At 41.0% G+C, this 17,551-nt stretch carries 17 protein-coding genes; 7 read left to right on the top strand and 10 right to left on the bottom strand.

What is annotated here, in order from left to right; translation table 11 throughout:
- The first annotated feature begins 51 nt into the window (after nt 1-51).
- Both H6G96_RS08595 and H6G96_RS08590 read left to right on the top strand, forming a co-directional pair.
- Nucleotides 52-606, top strand: coding sequence for a pyridoxamine 5'-phosphate oxidase family protein (locus H6G96_RS08595; RefSeq protein WP_190911067.1), 555 nt, complete (start codon nt 52-54; stop codon nt 604-606).
- 32 nt (nt 607-638) lie between these two features.
- The gene (locus H6G96_RS08590; RefSeq protein WP_190911066.1) at nt 639-1,145 is read left to right on the top strand and encodes a GNAT family N-acetyltransferase; all 507 of its coding nucleotides are present in this window, start codon (nt 639-641) and stop codon (nt 1,143-1,145) included.
- A gap of 126 nt (nt 1,146-1,271) precedes the next feature.
- Here the strand turns inward: H6G96_RS08590 and H6G96_RS08585 are convergent, their stop codons facing one another.
- From H6G96_RS08585 to H6G96_RS08545, 9 genes are all read right to left on the bottom strand, one after another.
- Nucleotides 1,272-1,448 carry a hypothetical protein gene (locus H6G96_RS08585; protein ID WP_190911065.1) on the bottom strand — a complete coding sequence of 59 codons (177 nt, stop codon included), beginning with the start codon at nt 1,446-1,448 and terminating at the stop codon, nt 1,272-1,274.
- A 136-nt stretch (nt 1,449-1,584) separates the two neighbouring features.
- The gene (gene arfB, locus H6G96_RS08580; RefSeq protein WP_190911064.1) at nt 1,585-2,001 is read right to left on the bottom strand and encodes an alternative ribosome rescue aminoacyl-tRNA hydrolase ArfB; all 417 of its coding nucleotides are present in this window, start codon (nt 1,999-2,001) and stop codon (nt 1,585-1,587) included.
- 46 nt (nt 2,002-2,047) lie between these two features.
- Nucleotides 2,048-2,302 (bottom strand): RNA-binding S4 domain-containing protein, encoded by a 255-nt coding sequence (locus H6G96_RS08575; protein WP_190911063.1) that lies wholly within the window; start codon nt 2,300-2,302, stop codon nt 2,048-2,050.
- A 299-nt stretch (nt 2,303-2,601) separates the two neighbouring features.
- A complete protein-coding gene (locus H6G96_RS08570; RefSeq protein WP_190911062.1) occupies nt 2,602-3,723 on the bottom strand; it encodes a sensor histidine kinase KdpD in 1,122 nt (373 codons plus the stop codon).
- Between the two features lie 24 nt (nt 3,724-3,747).
- Nucleotides 3,748-4,338 (bottom strand): K(+)-transporting ATPase subunit C, encoded by a 591-nt coding sequence (kdpC, locus tag H6G96_RS08565; RefSeq protein ID WP_190911061.1) that lies wholly within the window; start codon nt 4,336-4,338, stop codon nt 3,748-3,750.
- The gene (locus H6G96_RS08560; protein ID WP_190911060.1) at nt 4,338-4,580 is read right to left on the bottom strand and encodes a potassium-transporting ATPase subunit F; all 243 of its coding nucleotides are present in this window, start codon (nt 4,578-4,580) and stop codon (nt 4,338-4,340) included. The genes kdpC and H6G96_RS08560 overlap by 1 nt, the downstream gene beginning before the upstream one ends.
- A gap of 19 nt (nt 4,581-4,599) precedes the next feature.
- A complete protein-coding gene (kdpB, locus tag H6G96_RS08555) occupies nt 4,600-6,669 on the bottom strand; it encodes a potassium-transporting ATPase subunit KdpB (protein WP_190911059.1) in 2,070 nt (689 codons plus the stop codon).
- Nucleotides 6,670-6,853: 184 nt separating this feature from the next.
- Nucleotides 6,854-8,539 carry a potassium-transporting ATPase subunit KdpA gene (kdpA, locus tag H6G96_RS08550; RefSeq protein ID WP_190911058.1) on the bottom strand — a complete coding sequence of 562 codons (1,686 nt, stop codon included), beginning with the start codon at nt 8,537-8,539 and terminating at the stop codon, nt 6,854-6,856.
- Nucleotides 8,540-8,542: 3 nt separating this feature from the next.
- Nucleotides 8,543-8,767: a hypothetical protein gene (locus H6G96_RS08545; RefSeq protein ID WP_190911057.1), complete on the bottom strand. Its 225-nt coding sequence runs from the start codon at nt 8,765-8,767 to the stop codon at nt 8,543-8,545.
- Between the two features lie 415 nt (nt 8,768-9,182).
- On the opposite strand from H6G96_RS08545, the gene H6G96_RS08540 reads away from it, so the two are divergent.
- The 3 genes from H6G96_RS08540 to dpdE all read left to right on the top strand — a co-directional run bounded on the left by H6G96_RS08540 (nt 9,183) and on the right by dpdE (nt 14,474).
- Nucleotides 9,183-10,286, top strand: coding sequence for a HAMP domain-containing sensor histidine kinase (locus H6G96_RS08540; protein WP_190911056.1), 1,104 nt, complete (start codon nt 9,183-9,185; stop codon nt 10,284-10,286).
- Nucleotide 10,287: 1 nt separating this feature from the next.
- On the top strand, nt 10,288-10,956 hold the full coding sequence (locus H6G96_RS08535; RefSeq protein ID WP_190911055.1) for a response regulator transcription factor: 669 nt from the start codon (nt 10,288-10,290) through the stop codon (nt 10,954-10,956).
- 209 nt (nt 10,957-11,165) lie between these two features.
- Nucleotides 11,166-14,474, top strand: a complete 3,309-nt coding sequence (dpdE, locus tag H6G96_RS08530) for a protein DpdE (protein ID WP_190911054.1) — start codon at nt 11,166-11,168, stop codon at nt 14,472-14,474.
- A 271-nt stretch (nt 14,475-14,745) separates the two neighbouring features.
- Here dpdE and H6G96_RS08525 read toward each other — a convergent pair whose 3' ends face one another.
- Nucleotides 14,746-15,141 (bottom strand): hypothetical protein, encoded by a 396-nt coding sequence (locus H6G96_RS08525; RefSeq protein WP_190911053.1) that lies wholly within the window; start codon nt 15,139-15,141, stop codon nt 14,746-14,748.
- Nucleotides 15,142-15,775: 634 nt separating this feature from the next.
- Between H6G96_RS08525 and H6G96_RS08520 the strand changes: the two genes are divergently transcribed.
- Together H6G96_RS08520 and H6G96_RS08515 are read left to right on the top strand one after the other, a co-directional pair.
- On the top strand, nt 15,776-16,213 hold the full coding sequence (locus H6G96_RS08520) for a hypothetical protein (protein ID WP_190911052.1): 438 nt from the start codon (nt 15,776-15,778) through the stop codon (nt 16,211-16,213).
- Nucleotides 16,214-17,386, top strand: coding sequence for an NB-ARC domain-containing protein (locus tag H6G96_RS08515; protein WP_190911051.1), 1,173 nt, complete (start codon nt 16,214-16,216; stop codon nt 17,384-17,386).
- Nucleotides 17,387-17,551: the final 165 nt, after the last annotated feature.

The following is a 17,551-nucleotide window of genomic DNA, read 5'->3' as shown; positions in this document are numbered from 1 at the left end:
GATGTTTAGCAAAGACATAGGCTGAGAAGATGGGAAATTTGCAAATAGTCTATGGCTAAACTTTTTGACTGTATTACTGAAGAACTGCAAGGCTTTATTGCTGCCCAACACATTTTCTTTGTTGGCTCTGCACCCTTGAGTCCTACAGGTCATGTTAACCTGTCTCCTAAAGGTTTAGGCTGCTTTCGCGTCTTCTCTCCCAACCGAGTAGGTTATTTAGACCTTACAGGCAGTGGTAACGAAACATCAGCCCATTTGCAAGAAAATGGGCGGATAACCTTTATGTTTTGCGCTTTTGAAGAACCCGCCTCTATTCTGCGCCTTTACGGTCAAGGAAAGACCATTTTACCGAGTTCTCCCGACTGGGACTCTCTGTACTCTTTGTTTGTGCCGATGCCTGGAACTCGTCAAATTATCGTCGCTGACATTGACAAAATACAGACTTCCTGTGGTTTTGGCGTACCACTCTATGAATATCAAGGTGAGCGCGAGACTTTAGTAAACTGGGCTAGTAAAAAAGGCGAAGAGGGAGTCCGAGAATATCAACAGAAGAAAAATCTCGTCAGCATTGACGGTTTAGCCACACCACTAAGTAAATTATCTTAAATTTTACAAAAGCGGACTTTGGGGCATGAGTTATGGATTATTCTATTCGTCCACTCACACAAGAAGATGAGCCTTTTCTTTGGCAAATGCTTTACGAAGCAGCGCATTTGGTAAAAGAAGGTAATTTGACAGTGCAGGATGCGATGAATAATCCTGATTTGGCAAAATATGTTAAAGATTGGGGACGTAAAGATGATAGCGGCTTTGTCGCTGTTCTGGAAAGTAGTAATCAACGAATAGGGGCGGCATGGCTGCGTCTATTGACAGGTGAAAATAAAGGATATGGCTATGTTGATGATCAAACTCCTGAACTAGCTATTGCCATTCTTCCTCAACATAGAAATAAAGGTATAGGAACGCAGTTACTCACACATTTGTTAGCATCAGCTAAAACATCTTATCCATCAATATCACTTAGTACCAGAGCGACAAACCCAGCCGTGGGTTTATATAAACGATTTGGCTGGGAAGTTCTTGCTGACAGTGAGACAATCAACCGAGTTGGTGATATCTCTTTTAAGATGAAAATTGATTTTTAAGCTCAAAGCTCGTCAATTGTGGGGAGTGTAAATAAGAAAGCGCCAAAGCGATCGCACCTTGAAAGCGGCTTTTTGCTGTAACATCACAATAGTTCTGAAATCTGATCTTCATTTGGAATTTTGCTTTTATGACCTTTTAGGGTCGGTGTCACCACCAATTATTGCTTTGAACAAGTTTCCTAGTAAAGAGAAAAACGCCGAAACTAACACTAGCAGCATTAAACTAGTAAGGGCAGCAAAGGGAGAGATAATGAATAAGAGTAACAGTGCAAGCATCAAAATTGTTAGTAACGTCTTATTCATCTTTTTCCACCTTTAAGAAATAGTTGCTACTCTCAAGTTAACCAACTAAGTCATGACCTTGGTCAGTGTCAATCGAAGGAATTCGCCTTAGTTCTCTGGTAAGATTTTGCAACAAAATTGAGTACTAAGGTTTAATTTATTCATCTATCACTTGTCCTCTGTTAGACTTAACCTGTCCGTGCTTAGTTTTGTAGTCAAGGCGCTTTCTTTGAGAACTGCGAGTTGGTTTCGTAGGCTTACGTTTTATCCTCACTACAACTGCGCTTTGAATGAGTTCTTGAAGTCGTTTCAAAGCTGACTCCCGATTGTTCTCTTGGCTTCGGTGTTCCTGTGCTTTGATTACAATAACCCCGTCTTGGGTGATGCGTCGATCATTCAGCTTTAAAACCTGTTCTTTGTAATAATTCGGTAATGATGAAGCCGCAATATCGAAGCGCAAGTGAATCGCCGTGGAAACCTTATTCACATTCTGGCCTCCCGCTCCTTGCGAACGAATTGCACTAATTTCAATCTCACTCTCTGGGATAATAACTTTGTTGGAAATGTGCAGCATTACTCACAAGGTAAAAAAGGAACTTTTCAATTTAGGATAAAATCCTTTACTCAGTTTCTTCGGAAGAATCTATTACTACATCTTGGTCTTCATTGTTATCTAAATTGACCTCTAAAGTCTTTCCTTCGATCGTCACTTTATCACCTGGTACTAATCGCCGCCCTCGTCGGGTTTCTAGCATACCGTTTACTTGGACATCGCCACCTTGAATCATCAGCTTGGCTTGGCCTCCACTTGGGACTATACCCATCAACTTTAAATATTGATTTAACTTAATTGTGTTGTCTCTAATTTTCTTCATAGTAAATAAAACTACATCATCTTAATTATATCGTGGCATGATCAAGGCAAAGTGTGAATCTATTGCACCACATAATCAGCTAATTTCAGTATAGTATTTTATAAATTCATAGCGAACTAAATTTTACAATACCCTGTATGCAATACCAATGCGCCCTGATAAACTACAGGACGCAAACAATGCAATTTTGTAAAATCGAACAAAAAAAGTGCGAAGCCTCTCACAGACAAGGCATCACGTGTTTTTGATTCAACTTAAAAAAAATCGCGTTATTCCCGTGATTATGTGATTTTATTAAATCATCTTTCGGTAGATATAATATGTAAATCTATATTTTTCTCTCTAATTAAATCTATGAGTTGTTGAGTAAAAGACTTTTTTAAAAATTTTTTCCATTGTGGCTGCTGGCTTTCACCAATAATAATTTGTGTAATATGATTATCTGTTGCAACTTGAGAAATCTCTTTAGCAACATTTTTGCTTTTAACATATAAAAACTCACCCCCAAACTCTCGGCATAATCCCTTACACATATCGATGTGTAAGCTTTCTTTTTTAGTGAGGAATCGTTCAGGATTGGCTACAAATATAGCATACAGTCGCGCATTCATATAATTAGCAATGCGTGCGCCTCGGCGTAATAATTGTACTGAATCAGGATAAGTAGATACACACACTAAAACTCTTTCGTGAATATTACAATTTTGTCCTAATAAGTTAGAAGTGTTTGCAGATTCTTCAACTGTATCTGCTACCTCTCGTAATGCTAGTTCTCTTAAAGCAATGAGATTACGACGCTGAAAGAAATTTTTTAGGGATTGCTCGATTTTTTCAGGGGCGTATATTTTACCTTCTTGCAAGCGATATTCTAAAGTTTCTGGAGTAACATCAATGACAACAACAGCATCAGCTTCATCTAGTAGGTAATCAGGAATGCGCTCTCGCACTACAACACCTGTAATTCTTGCTACTAAGTCGTTTAAACTTTCCAAGTGTTGAATATTGACAGTGGAATAAACATCAATTCCGGCTGCTAAAATTACTTCTACGTCTTGATAGCGTTTTTCTCGTGGGGAACCAGGAACGTTAGTATGAGCGAGTTCATCCACTAACACCAATTGGGGAGCGCGTTGCACAATTGCATCTGTGTCCATTTCCTGTAGGACGATGTTCTGGTGGATAAAGGCTTTGCGGGGAATAATCTCTAGTCCGGTAGCTTTCATGGCCGTTTCTTTGCGTCCATGAGTTTCCAATAAGCCAATCACGACATCAATACCATCTTGCTTGAGAAGATGTGCTTCTTCTAGCATTTTGTAAGTCTTACCGACACCAGGAGCCATACCAATAAAAATTTTATGCTTCCCGCGTCGGGCAGGATGTATGTAAGAACTGTCAGGGGAAGAGTGAGAAGGATGAAACATGAATTAAGAGTAAGCCTTGACAAACTAAAGGTTGGGTTGCAAAGTGTCTAATGCCAGATTCAGTTTTAAGACGTTGACTCCAGGTTCGCCAAAAATACCCAGGAATCTACCATCAGTGTTTTTGGCTATCAAGCTTTGAATTTGGGACGGGTTAATCTTGCGGGTAGTGGCGATACGTTGCACTTGTGCTTGGACTGCGGCAATACTAATATGTGGATCTAAACCGGAGCCAGAAGCATAAACTAAATCGGCAGTCGGTTGAATATTGGCTTGTCGCAGCTGTGCTATTTCTACTTGAATACGTTTGAGGAGTTCGGGATTGCCGGGTGCGAGGTTGCTAGCTCCTGATACTCCTGTCATGGGGACTTTTGGGTTTGTACTATAGTCAACGGTGCTGGGACGACTCCAGAAATAGCGCTCGCTATTAAAAGGCTGACCAATCAATACTGAACCTATGACTTGGCCTTGAGTATTAGTGATTAAGCTGCCATTTGCATGGAAAGGCAATGCTATCTGTCCACAAACTAACATAAATAAAGGATAAATTAATGCTGTTAACAACCACAGTGCTAAAGTGGAACGAACAGCTTTATTGAGTTGACGTATCTGACTCATTAGAATTTCTCCGGTTGAAAAATGACAACGAACAAATAAACGCACACGCTCAGAGTCACCAATCCCAAAAGAGCAAGAGCGTAAGATGCAGTACGTGATAGTTCTCCTGGTGTTAGTGCTTGTACTGCTGGTGCGAGTATGGCGTTAAAACACAACAGCAAAAACAGAGATAGAGGAATGCGATTTCGTTTGCAGGCCATGAAGCCAAACACTTCCAAAAAAGCTTGTGGTAAAGATTCCATAATCCAAAGTCCAATAAAACTATGCCAAACCGACCGCCACAATCAAAACATCAATTAATTTAATGGCAATGAAAGGTGCAATGACACCACCCAATCCGTATATAAAGATGTTGCGCTGCAAAAGTTGATCTGCTGTGAGTGGTCGAAACTTAACGCCAGTCAAAGCTAAGGGAATCAGTGCCGGAATAATCAAGGCGTTATATATCAAAGCGGATAAAACAGCAGATTGGGCGCTGGCTAAACCCATAATGTTGAGACTACCAACACCAATACCAGCGAAGATGGCAGGAATAATGGCGAAATACTTGGCGACATCGTTGGCGATGGAAAAGGTAGTTAGTGCGCCGCGGGTAATCAGCAGTTGTTTACCAATAGTGACAATATCAATTAACTTCGTAGGGTCAGAATCTAGGTCTACCATATTAGCCGCTTCCTTCGCTGCTTGCGTACCAGAATTCATCGCTACCCCCACATTGGCCTGTGCTAAAGCTGGAGCATCGTTAGTACCATCTCCAGTCATTGCTACCAACTTGCCTTGGGCCTGTTCTTTTTGAATTACTTCTATTTTGTCTTCTGGTGTGGCTTCGGCGATGAAATCATCAACTCCTGCTTCTTGGGCAATTACAGATGCTGTAATGCGGTTATCTCCTGTCAGCATGATAGTTTGAATTCCCATCCGTCGCATTTGGTCAAACCGTTCTCTAATTCCCGGTTTAATAATGTCTTTGAGATAAATAACACCGTAAATCACTTCGTTTTGACAGAGTGCCAGGGGAGTACCACCCAATTTGGAAACTCGTTCAAAAGCAGCATCAAGTTCAGGTGTTAATTGTCCATTACGGGAGCGCACAAATCCTTTAATAGCATTCACTGCACCTTTACGAATTTGCACGCCGTTGGCTAAATCAGTACCACTCATGCGGGTTTTGGCAGAGAATTCGATACCTTCTGCTTGCTTAGTGTCAAAATCTACTTTTGCCCCTAATTGTGTTGCCAGTTTGACGATGGATTTTCCTTCCGGTGTTTCATCAAACACACTCGATGCGAGAGCAACCCTTGCTACCTCTTCCAGAGAATAACCGTTGACGGGAATAAATTCCTCTGCCATGCGGTTGCCCAAAGTAATTGTACCCGTTTTATCTAACACTAGGGTATTGACATCACCGCAGGCTTCTACTGCACGTCCAGAGGTGGCAATCACGTTAAACTGAGCAACTCTATCCATACCAGCAATCCCAATCGCACTTAATAATCCGCCGATGGTGGTTGGAATCAATGCCACTAGGAGGGCGATTAATACAGCAATACTTACAGGTGAGTTTACGTAAAATGACACTGTAGGTAGAGTTGCCATGACTACTAAAAATACTTGTGTCAGGACTGCCAATAAAACCGTCAGAGCGATTTCATTGGGAGTTTTACTGCGGGAAGCTCCTTCTACTAAGTTAATCATCCGGTCGAGAAAGCCTTGTCCGGGGTCAGCGGTAACGCGAATAGTCAGTTCATCGGAAATAATCCGCGTTCCACCAGTCACGGAACTAGCAATATCTGTCCCTGGTTCTTTCAATACTGATGCAGATTCTCCCGTGATTGCAGATTCATCCACAGAAGCAACACCTTTAATTACCTCACCATCGGCAGGGATAATATCACCAGCAATTACCTTGATTTGGTCGCCACGCCGTAAGTCTGTAGAACTAACTTCTTGGATAGAACCATCAGCAAGGAGTTTTTTGGCTTTGGCATCGGATTTTGTAGATCGTAAAGCATCTGCCTGAGCTTTACCTCGACCTTCAGCCACAGCTTCAGCAAAGTTAGCAAACAGAACGGTTAAGAATAGAATCAGGGTAATTAAACCATTAAATAATCTGGGATTGTCATCAGGAGTTGGGCCAAACAGGTTAGGTGTAATGGTCAACAATGCTGTAATAATTGTGCCTAACCAGACTACAAACATCACAGGATTTTTGAGCAAATGACGTGGGTGCAACTTAACGAATGCTTGTTGAAACGCACGTCTGTAGAGTCCGGATTGTTTGATTTTAGGTGTATGTTTGCGTTCTTGTCGTGGTTTAGTAGATGGTGTCATTGGTAGTTATTTTGATGAAAAAAGCTCACACACAGCGTAGTTCGCCATTCAGCGTTTTTGTTAACTAGGTGGCGCAAAGACAAGCGCAAAAGGTTATGAAGGTTAATTATTTTTGGTGTTGCATAATGCCAGAAGCCAGGATAATGACCATAACTGGTTTCTTTCTTTCGTTTTGAATTGCTGATTATCCAACTCTGGCAATCAGGAATGCTTCTGCTATGGGGCCTAAGACCAGTACAGGAAAGAAGGTGAGCGCACCAAGAATCAAAATCACGCCACCTGTAACTCCGGTGAAGATTCTGGTGTCAGTTCTTAAGGTACCTGTGGTTATAGGAACAAGTTGCTTGCGGGACATACTATCTGCCAGCAGCAGTAGGGCAGTAATGGGGATATAACGCCCTGCCAAAATGCTGATACTGGTGGTGAGATTCCACCACAAGGTGTCATCTATTAATCCTTCAAAACCAGAACCATTGTTAGCAGCAGCTGAAGCATATTCGTAAACTACCTGAGAAACTCCGTGAAATCCTGGGTTAGTAATGCCTAACAGGGTAGAGTGAAAGCCAAAAAAGATTGCCCAAGGGATAAGAATAGCAAAGGGGTGAACTAATAAAATGACGCTGGCCAGGACAATTTCTTTTTTCTCAATTTTGCGTCCTAAAAATTCTGGTGTTCGTCCTACCATCAACCCAGTCAAAAACACTGCCAAAATTAGATAGATAAATAGGTAAGCTGTACCAGTTCCCTGACCTCCCCAAATAATTTGCAAAAACATATTAAACAGAGTAGTAAACCCTCCCGTTGGCATTAAGGAATCGTGCATACCATTAACAGCACCACACATGGTTGCTGTGGTCATGACTGCCCATAGTGCGGTTTGCGCCCAACCAAATCGCACTTCTTTGCCTTCTAAGTTGGGTGGCTGTCCTCTCAACAGAGAATTAACCAAGGGATTTCCTTGAAACTCGCCTACTGCGGCAACACCTATTAAGAAGACAAAGATGACAAAGACCATCCAAAACACTAACCATGCTTGTTTACGGTTGTTAGCAAATATACCGTAGCTATAAATTAATGCTGACGGAATAGAAATCATTGCCCACATTTCTAAGAAATTTGAGAAACCATTGGGATTTTCATAGGGATGAGCTGAGTTAACGCCAAAGAAGCCACCCCCGTTTTCTCCTAGTTGTTTAATAATTTCAAAGTGGGCAACTGGGCCACGGGCAATCACTTGAGTTGCACCCTCTAGGGTGGTAGCTATGGCTGGGCCTGCTAAAGTTTCTGGCACACCTGCCACAATTAACAACAATCCCCCAATGATAGATATTGGTAGCAAAATTCGCGTGATTGCCTTAATTAAGTCACTGTAAAAGTTGCCCAATGGTCTACCAGTTAAACCGCGAATAAAGGCAATTCCTAGTGCCAAACCCGTGGCTGCCGAGGTAAACATCAAAAAACCAAGAGCGAAAACTTGACTGGCATAGCTGAAGGTTGTTTCACCAGAGTAGTGCTGTTGATTGGTGTTGGTGACAAAGGAAATAGTGGTGTGTAGGGCTAAATCCCAACTAGGTGCATCTAATCCTGTGGGATTTAGTGGTAACCATCCTTGTAACATCAGGATGAAGTAGGCAAAAATCGCCATGATAAGATTGCTACACAGCAATTCTTTGGCATATTGCCGACCTGTTAAATTTTCTTGGGGACGTACCCCACTAATGGCAAATATTACTTTTTCCAACGGATTAATGATGGGGTCAAGTAGTGTTTGTTTCCCCATGAACACCCGCGCCATGTACCTTCCCAGTAAAGGAGTTGTGGCTATGACTATTAGTAAGGTTAAACTAATTTGTATCCATCCTTGTAACATGAATTAAAAAGGCTCCCAATAAGTTGTTTTTAGATTTTTAATTGGACATTCTTGGGATGAATAGTGAACCGGATGCGTTTTATTTAGGGCAAATTTTAGCTCTGGAACTGAGGCTGCACTTAGAGCTACAGCCAGGATGTAATCTTCACACCAAATTATTGGTTTGGCACTTGCTAGGATGATTTGGTTATTTCTGATGATCCCCAAAGCAAAGCATTTGTTTGGCATTTTCAAGCTGGTTAAGGCAATGCCACAATGGACAGCTATTATTCGTGATTTTTGTACTTATTAAACTTAATGACATGTCAACATTTATCTGATTGATAGAGAACATAATTCGGTTCTATCAATTTGCAACAATTTTTATCATCAATTAATTTCTCTATTAAAGCAAGTATTAGAAGGGTATAAAACGGGGTTCATTTTTCTATACTTAGTGTTTATTTAAACTATATGTCAGCGTTTATGATGTTTAGTGAAGTGTTTATTTTTAGCTAAACGCTCCAGATAATCCTATTAATATTTCAAATATAATAAAATAAAAAGAATAGAAGTGCTGTATCATTTTGAGCATCATCGTACTTACTAAAAACTAAAAATTGAACATTTTGGGAAAATTAATTAGTAATACTTAATTTATTGAATGAGACATTTTATAGCTAAACATTTTAATAAAGGATTCCATTTGGGCAGATATTTCATCATTGCTGGTTTATATACATTTGTGATTGTTCTGGAGTTTTCTACACCCATTCCCTACGTTTTTGGGTATCTCTACACAGGTCCGATTTTATTGACAAATTCCTGGTTGGGAAAGCGGGCGACTTTTCAAGCTACTTTTACAGCTGTGTTTTTAACCATGTTGAATCTTGTAGTGCCAGCAGGCGAAATCATCAATGCTTCCACAATTACTAGTAGAGCGATCGCCGCAATAGCGTTGATTGTTACAGGTGTGTTGAGCGATCGCCTGCGTCTTTCTGAGGAAGCGATCGCTTCAACTAGTGCCAAGCTAGAAGCACAAGAAGAATTAGTCAGAGTCCGAGAAGATTTTGCTTCTACACTTACCCACGACCTGAAAACACCTTTATTAGGAGCAATTGAAACTCTCAAAGCCTTTGAAGGCGAAAAATTTGGCCCCATATTACCAGCACAGCAAAAAGTTTTAGCCACAATGGCGCGTAGCCATCAAACTTCACTGCAATTGTTAGAAACTTTATTAGATATCTACCGTAATGATACTGAAGGCTTAGAACTTAATCTAGAACCTGTAGATTTAACTGTGCTGGCAGAAGAAGCGGTTAGTACTCTCACCGAGTTAGCAGCAAATCGGTGTGTATATCTCTCGCTTAACTATGGTGAATCTGATTGGCGACAATCTTTGTGGGTGAAAGGTGATGCTTTACAACTGCAACGAGTCTTAATTAATCTCTTAGTGAATGCAATTAACCATTCCCCGCGCAATAGTCATGTGGAAGTCGTGTTAGAATCCCAATCTGCCTATCAAATTGTAAAAATTTTGGATACAGGTGCAGGTATCCAGCCCGAACAGTTGTCCCATTTATTTGAGCGATTTTATCAAGGACATAGCCAACGGCAAAGCAAAGGCTCAGGATTAGGACTTTATCTATCTCGCCAAATTATCACAGCCCACGGCGGTATAATCTGGGCAGAGAACATATTACCCGTTGGAGCTATGTTTGCTTTTAAGCTCCCAGTCTATCCGTTTCAGTCCTCTCTAACTACGTGAGATGCTGTCTAACCCTATAAAAATTCTCTTGGTTGAGGATGATGAACTCTTCCGTTTAGGTTTGCGTGTGCGATTGCAAGAAGAAATTGGGCTGGAGATTGTTGCTGAGGCTGAAGATGGTGAAACAGCTATTGAGTTAGTTAATCAACAGACTTTAGATGTGGTGCTGTTAGATGTGGGATTACCGGGCATTGGTGGCATTGAAGCGTGCAAACAAATCAAGCAGCAGAATCCTCATGTACCAATCTTAGTTTTGACTTCCCATTCTCAAAAAACCCTGATTGCACGGCTGATTGCAGTCGGCGCTCAAGGTTATTGCCTCAAAGGAATTCCTGCGGAAAAATTATTATTAGCACTCCGTTCTGTGGCTGCGGGTGCATCTTGGTGGGATGAAACAGCAACAAATGAAATTCATTGTAGTTTTGCTTCTGAGTCGTATTTAGAAAATATATCTAAATCTGCTAATCCTTTGACTCAGCGTGAACAAGAAATTTTGTCATTTTTGGCAGAGGGAAAAACCAACCAACAAATTGCTTTAAAATTGTATATTACTCCTGGAACTGTGAGAGTTCATGTTCATGCTATTTTACATAAACTAGGAGTGAGCGATCGCACTCAGGCTGTTGTTGTTGCTTTACAAAAACGCCTAATTAAAAGCGACTTGATATAAAAGAATAGTAATCACAACGCAAATCAACCTTTGGACTGATTTTACTCGTTGGCGATGGTGGAGCTGAGACGTAGCCCGTCGTAGACATCGCTAAAACGAAAAACTGTGATGTCAGTTTATTATCTATAATGTTGATTGACAAAACTGCCAGATATAGATGAACAAACTAGTCTGGAAGGTTCTTTTAGTGTATTCAGGGGACTGGATCTATGATTAAGCTCGGTTTATTGGTACAGTCCCAGAATAACTCTTTGGGTATCGGAAAAGTTACAGAAATATCTGATGACAATGCGAACGTTGAGTATTTCTGCTCTATAGGGCAACGTCTCCAAAAAACTTTACCTTTAAATTCTCTCTCTGAGGTCAGGCTTGAACCCCAAGCTCGATGCTATATTAAGTCCCAAACTCAGGATAAATGGATAGTTGGCAGAGTTTTCATCTGGGATGAAGATACAGAAATGTATCAAATTGATTTACCAGACAAGAAAACTGCGATCGCTACTGAAGAAGATATTTACGTTCGTTGTAATCTCCCAAACACAGACCCTATCGAAACTCTGGCGATGAAGGGTCACGAAACGCCTTACTTCCACGATAAAAGATTGGCTTTCGTGAAATCTTTGATTAAGCAACGCGCTGTCAGTCGCGGGATGACAGGACTGATTTCGGCAAATATTAATCTTTATCCTCACCAAGTTGAAGTTGTGCGGCGGGTACTAGAAGACCCAATTCAGCGTTACTTACTAGCAGACGAGGTGGGACTCGGAAAAACCATTGAAGCGGGTGCGATTCTGCGTCAATTCCTTCTGGATGAACCGAAAAAAGGTGCGGTGGTTATAGTTCCGCAATATTTGCTTAAACAATGGCGGACTGAGTTAGAAAACAAATTTTACATCTCCCATTTTGGCAAACGGGTAGCGGTGCTGGCGGTTGAAGATATCCATAAAGTCAACCTGAAAGCGAGGATAGGCTGCTTAATTTTAGATGAAGCCCATCATATCGCAGCAATGGCAACCTCCAAGGATGCAACAGTGCGCCAGCGTTTTCAAACTTGCAAAGAACTTGCTCATAAAAGCGATCGCTTGCTTCTATTATCCGCCACTCCTGTTCTCAATCATGAGCAAGATTTTCTGGCCATGTTGCACTTGCTCGACCCAGCAACCTATAAAATTGGTGATTTAGCAGGTTTTCGCGCCAAAGTTGAAAGCCGTCAAGAAATTGGTAAACTTCTGCTTTCTTTTAAAGAAGGCGCTGAACCTGCTGTTCTCAAAAGCAACTTGCAGCAACTACGAAACCTCTTGGCCGAGGATGAGTATTTACAAAAGCTGGCGGATGATTTAGAAAATTTACAAGCAAATTCTACCGAGCAAGATCAAATCGTTCAAGCGATTCGCACTCACGTCAGCGATATCTATCGACTACACCGCCGAATGCTTCGCAACCGTCGCGCGGCGGTGGAAGATGTGATTTTTGACCGCAATTTTACGCCCAAAGAAGAGTATGATTTAGACGAGCGATCGCCTGATATCCACGAACTCCTCAATCAATGGCGTAGTGTAGCTCCTACTGAAAAGGCATATCAGCGAATTTTTCTGTTATTATTCCTAGCTGCTGGTACTTGGTTAGGGATTTTAGAGCAAGTAATTACCGCCCGGTTAACTGGTAAGCCTCATGCTAAACTCACCCAAGAGTTTAAAGAAGATGATATTCGCCTATTAACTACAACCCCCAAATTCTCAGGGGAAGAAGAGATTCTGCAATCCTTCCTAAAAATTATTCGTCAACCTCAAGAGGACGGAGGACGGACGGAAAATTTGAAAACAGTGCTGCTAAATCAGCTAGGTACATACTTCAAAATTCCCGCAAACGTTCGGAAGAATCAAAAAGAATTCATCACGAGGATACAGCAGAGAATCAAAAGACCAATTACTGGCGATATTCTACCCAAATTTGTTGTGTTTACCAGTTTTGGGCAAACTTGTGGCGAAATAGTCCGGTATTTGTCTGATACCTTTGGTACTGAAACAATAGCCAAACATCAATTTGGGGAATCACCAGACAAAGTTGAGGAAGGCTTAAGTAAGTTCAGGAATAACCCAAACTGCTTTATTCTAGTATGCGATCGCTCTGGAGAAGAAGGACTTAACCTCCAATTTGCCGATTGGTTAATTCACTTTGACCTGCCTTGGTCGCCTAACCAATTAGAGCAAAGACTTGGCAGACTTGACCGCATTGGTAGCAAAATCGGAGTCCAATCTTGTGTTTTGATTGGCCCTTATTTGGAAGATAGCCCCCACAATGCTTGGTATCAAGTATTGAAAGATGGCTTTGGTATATTCCAACAATCAATTGCAAGTTTACAGTTTTATGTAGATGATAAACTTGCAGAATTAGAAACAGCTTTGTTTAAATCAAGTGCTGCTGGATTGTTAGAGATGATTTCACCAATTCAAGAGCAAATTGAAGTCGAAATAGCAAAAATTAGTGAGCAAAATGCTTTAGATGAAATTGACGCTAACGATGAAATTGCCACCGAGTATTTTCAAGAGTTAGATAATTACGATGCTTGTCATCTAGAAATGAAACGAGCAATTGAAGGTTGGATTTGTGACGCGCTGGGATTCAGAGGACTGAATAATCCAGATTCATCAGATATGCGACGTTATCAACCGTCAACGCGGACATTGGTTCCCATAAATGAGTTAAAAAACCGTTTTGCTGATAGTTACCTAGACCAATTCGGTACTTATAATCGTAGGGTAGCAAACCAGAATCCTGGTATTAAACTCTTTCGAGTTGGAGAAGGATTTGTCGAAGCACTCTGGAACTATATAAACTGGGATGACCGAGGTGAAGCCTTTGCTCTGTGGCGCACTGATGCATCTTGGGATTCTAAAGAAGGGAAAGAGTGGTTTGGTTTCCAGTGCAATTATGTAGTCGAGGCAAATTTAAGAATTGCCAAACAAGTTTTACTAGATAACAAACTCGATAGTTCTCAATTTAAAAACTTGCAGCGGCGTGTTGATGCTCTATTTCCGCCAATTATAGAAACTATCTATGTTGATGGTCGTAATGAGCCAATACGTGTTGTTGAAGATAAAGCGCTCTTAAGTATCCTACAACGTCCATATAAAGATAAAAACAACAATCAAGGACGAGATTACAATTTGGCAAAAGAGCGCTTAGGAATTATTGACGATTTTGTTGAGCCTAGTAAATGGCAAAATTTTTGCTATCAAGTGCGTAACACTTCTTCAGAACTACTCTCCAATCGTCCCGATTTTGTTGACTTATGTCAAAGTTGTGCTAAGGTCGCTGAAAAGAAATTAGCCAATAGAGTAGAACAATTACGTCTGCGTTTGAACCAACAAACCTGGGATAATGCCTTAGCTGAAGAATTAAAGATAGAAACTGCTTTAAATGCAGCCATTCTCCAAGGAATTCGCCAGCCCCAAATTAGGCTCGATTCTGTCGGCTTTATTGTTGTATCGGGGCGATCGCTTGTGCAATTTGAGTGATATTATCGAACAGAATTCAGTTGGGTATTTTGTACGGCTGGCGGATAGCACAGCGTTTAGCCCATTCTGACTTCTGAAATTCTTCTTTTATGACTTTTGCGGCTCGACTGAGCTTCGCCGAACGTCCTTGCGGTACTAGCCCCAGATTTTAGCCTGATACCATTTCACAAAAACCTTGATACATATAGATTCCTCGTAGGGGCACGGCAATGCCGTGCCCTTACCAACGTATTTGTATCATTATTAAAGTAAAATGGTATGAGAATGCTTTTTATGCAGTTTTAGCACTCTTAGTAATTGGTTCCTCTGGAGTCCCTTTCAAGCGTGCTGCTGTGCTTTTACGGATGCGATCGCTTTTACGAACACCACCCGCCATCTCATATTCATGGCTATCTTTGCCGTATTTAAAGGCAACTCCAAGAAGCATCTTTTCTGTCAAGTCGCTCAAAGTTGTTTCCAACTCTTTCATCTCATTTTTGTAAGAGTCAATCACAGCCAGAGTAGTATTATAAGCTTCTATTTTGCTACGGTACTGCTGAATTATTTGTGTGATATTTTGCAAATTGCGAGCATCGCCAAAATCCATATTCGGATCAATTGCTTTGAGTCCGAACATTCTCAATTCAGCTTTTTCTAGAGCACGATATGTACGCTTTTGACGAGGCATAATTATGTTCTTTTTATTGTGTTCTAGAACTAGCTTGCCTTATTAAAGCTGAATTTTGGTTGAGTAAAATCCACAAACTTGGTGCTGAATATAACTATAGCTTAAGTAATATCCATTAAAACTATGATGTTTGTAACGAAAATCGTAGTGGTGGTAACTAAACTCGTAACATTGTAACGAAAATTATGATGTTTGTAACAAAAATCGTAGCGTTCGTAACTACACTCGTTATTTTAGTAACAAATTTGTAATATTGTAACGAAAATTATGATATTTGTAACAAAAATCGTAGTGGTGGTAACTAAACTCGTTATTTTAGTAACTTAAAGCGCGATGTTGGTGGCGATGTTTAGTAACGGCAACTAGTTTCAATTCAAAAAGCTTAGATATCACACGCAATATATTGAGAAAGTAATGCTGAACTCGGCAAAATCCGTAACGCTGAGTATAGCGGTTCCCATTCAGATGCGGTACAAGATTATATTGCAAGGTGTAGGGGCACGGCACTGCCGTGCCCTTACGGATGTACCTCACGTAAACGAGAACCGCTATAAAATATGGGTTTTTTAACTTAGCTGCGGAATTGAGAACAAAAATAGTGTATTAAGTATGATACACATAGCCAAGGCAGGATATGATACTTGAAACTGCGGCGATCGCTGTTGGCACTATAATAGCCACCAAAGCCTTAGAAAAAACAACCGAAAAGGTCACAGAAAACTTATTAGATAAGACTGGCAAGTTTCTCGTCACCCTGAAAAAACATTCTCCCCAGACTGTAGTTGCTATTGAGAAAGCACCAGAACAACCACTCGATTATGGCAAAGCTGTATTAGAAGTGGAATCTGCGGCTAAAGCTAATCCTGAAGTAGCTCAAGCTGCACAAGAATTGGCATTATTAACAGAAAATAATCCACCGTCGAACTTGGCTGAAATTCTCAAGGAGATAAAAGCAGCTGTGGAGAAATCTCAACAATCATACCCTTCAACTTTTACCCAAAATATTGAAAAAGCGATTAATGCGGCTCAAAATCAAACCATTGACCAAAGAGGTAGTACTTTTCAGATTTGAGTGGAGTCGTCTGACAGGGAACGGACAAAGTTAACTCCCACAAAATTTATTCCTTATCGCGGTTCCGTTAATTTCGTCGGGCGAGAAACGGAATTGGCAACGGTGCATGAAGACTTGCAGCGCGGAGATTATGTAGCAATAGCGGGAATGGGTGGCGTGGGCAAAACTGAATTAGCCACCCAATACGCCAGACGATATCAACAAGATTATGGCGGAATTGCCTGGTTTAACGACAGAGAAACCAATCTCGCCGCCGAAGTTTTAGAGTTTTTCCGGTTGCAGTTAGGTTTGGAGATTCCCCAAGAATTAGGAGGAACGCTTTTAAGCCTGAAAGAACAAGTCGCTTGGTGTTGGTCTAAATATCCCGACTCTCCCTTGCCTATTTTAATCGTCTTCGATGACGTAACTAATTTAGACAACCTCCGCCAAGTTGTTCCTAAGAATAACCGCTTCCGAGTCTTAATTACTACTCGACTGCGGGATTTAGACTCAAATTTTATTCAAAAGATTCCTTTAGATGTTCTCTCGCCGCAAAAAGAACCAGGCAAAGCTTTAGAACTGTTAAAACGACTGTTGGGGAAAGCAGATAGGCGAGTTGAAAATAAACCACAAGCCGCAGCAGCAATATGTGAATCTCTAGAATATTTACCCTTGGGCATAGAGTTAGTGGGTGGCTATTTAGTACGCGACCCGGATATATCTTTAGATATTATGTTTGGGCGATTGCAAGAACGTAAATTAGCAGAAGTAGCTTTACAAAACCGGGAAACTCTCAACTCAACTCAACTGGGAGTCAAAGCCGCCTTTGCTTTAACTTGGTCAGAACTCAACCCACTGGCGCAACAACTAGGAATATTTTTGAGTTTATTTTCTCCTGGACAGATTCTTTGGGATTTGGTTGTTTGGGTAGCAATAGAAAGTAAAAACATAGAACAACTAGAAAACTCAAACACCTCCAAAGCTGAAGAAAACAGTTCCCCCCGCTTCCTGCTCCCTGCTCCCCTGCCTCTTCTAACTTCGTCAAAAGATGAATTAAACGCAGCTAAAAAGCAACTCTACGGGCGCAACTTGCTGCAACTAGTAGAAGATAGCGAAGGATATTACAAAATTCATGCCTTATACCAATTTAATGTGAAGCTACATATAATAAGGAGAAACAAACTCGGTAAGTGAGCATACCCATGAGTCGCCCATTTAAGATTGAGATCGCCGAGAGCGAAGAGGAACTAAAAAAACGCCTACAAACAACGTCTTTGGGAAACCAGAAAGAAAAGTTACAGATGTTGTGGTGGCTGGCGAGTGGGCAAGTCAAGGAACAACAAGAAATAGGGCAACGTT

This window comes from Nostoc sp. FACHB-892 (assembly GCF_014698795.1).
In the GTDB taxonomy this organism is placed as follows: domain Bacteria; phylum Cyanobacteriota; class Cyanobacteriia; order Cyanobacteriales; family Nostocaceae; genus Nostoc.
The sequence above is the reverse complement of the archived record's forward strand: the minus strand, read 5'-3'. Positions and strand labels throughout refer to the sequence as shown.

Excerpts from the sequence above, each read along its gene's own strand:
- H6G96_RS08540 (WP_190911056.1), top strand. The coding sequence starts at position 9,183 with ATGAGACATTTTATAGCTAAACATTTTAATAAAGGATTCCATTTGGGC.
- H6G96_RS08575 (WP_190911063.1), bottom strand. The coding sequence starts at position 2,302 with ATGAAGAAAATTAGAGACAACACAATTAAGTTAAATCAATATTTAAAG.
- H6G96_RS08525 (WP_190911053.1), bottom strand. The coding sequence starts at position 15,141 with ATGCCTCGTCAAAAGCGTACATATCGTGCTCTAGAAAAAGCTGAATTG.
- H6G96_RS08520 (WP_190911052.1), top strand. The coding sequence starts at position 15,776 with ATGATACTTGAAACTGCGGCGATCGCTGTTGGCACTATAATAGCCACC.
- H6G96_RS08585 (WP_190911065.1), bottom strand. The coding sequence starts at position 1,448 with ATGAATAAGACGTTACTAACAATTTTGATGCTTGCACTGTTACTCTTA.
- H6G96_RS08570 (WP_190911062.1), bottom strand. The coding sequence starts at position 3,723 with ATGTTTCATCCTTCTCACTCTTCCCCTGACAGTTCTTACATACATCCT.
- H6G96_RS08595 (WP_190911067.1), top strand. The coding sequence starts at position 52 with ATGGCTAAACTTTTTGACTGTATTACTGAAGAACTGCAAGGCTTTATT.
- kdpC (WP_190911061.1), bottom strand. The coding sequence starts at position 4,338 with ATGAGTCAGATACGTCAACTCAATAAAGCTGTTCGTTCCACTTTAGCA.
- kdpA (WP_190911058.1), bottom strand. The coding sequence starts at position 8,539 with ATGTTACAAGGATGGATACAAATTAGTTTAACCTTACTAATAGTCATA.
- dpdE (WP_190911054.1), top strand. The coding sequence starts at position 11,166 with ATGATTAAGCTCGGTTTATTGGTACAGTCCCAGAATAACTCTTTGGGT.
- H6G96_RS08590 (WP_190911066.1), top strand. The coding sequence starts at position 639 with ATGGATTATTCTATTCGTCCACTCACACAAGAAGATGAGCCTTTTCTT.
- H6G96_RS08545 (WP_190911057.1), bottom strand. The coding sequence starts at position 8,767 with ATGCCAAACAAATGCTTTGCTTTGGGGATCATCAGAAATAACCAAATC.
- arfB (WP_190911064.1), bottom strand. The coding sequence starts at position 2,001 with ATGCTGCACATTTCCAACAAAGTTATTATCCCAGAGAGTGAGATTGAA.
- H6G96_RS08535 (WP_190911055.1), top strand. The coding sequence starts at position 10,288 with ATGCTGTCTAACCCTATAAAAATTCTCTTGGTTGAGGATGATGAACTC.
- H6G96_RS08560 (WP_190911060.1), bottom strand. The coding sequence starts at position 4,580 with ATGGAATCTTTACCACAAGCTTTTTTGGAAGTGTTTGGCTTCATGGCC.
- kdpB (WP_190911059.1), bottom strand. The coding sequence starts at position 6,669 with ATGACACCATCTACTAAACCACGACAAGAACGCAAACATACACCTAAA.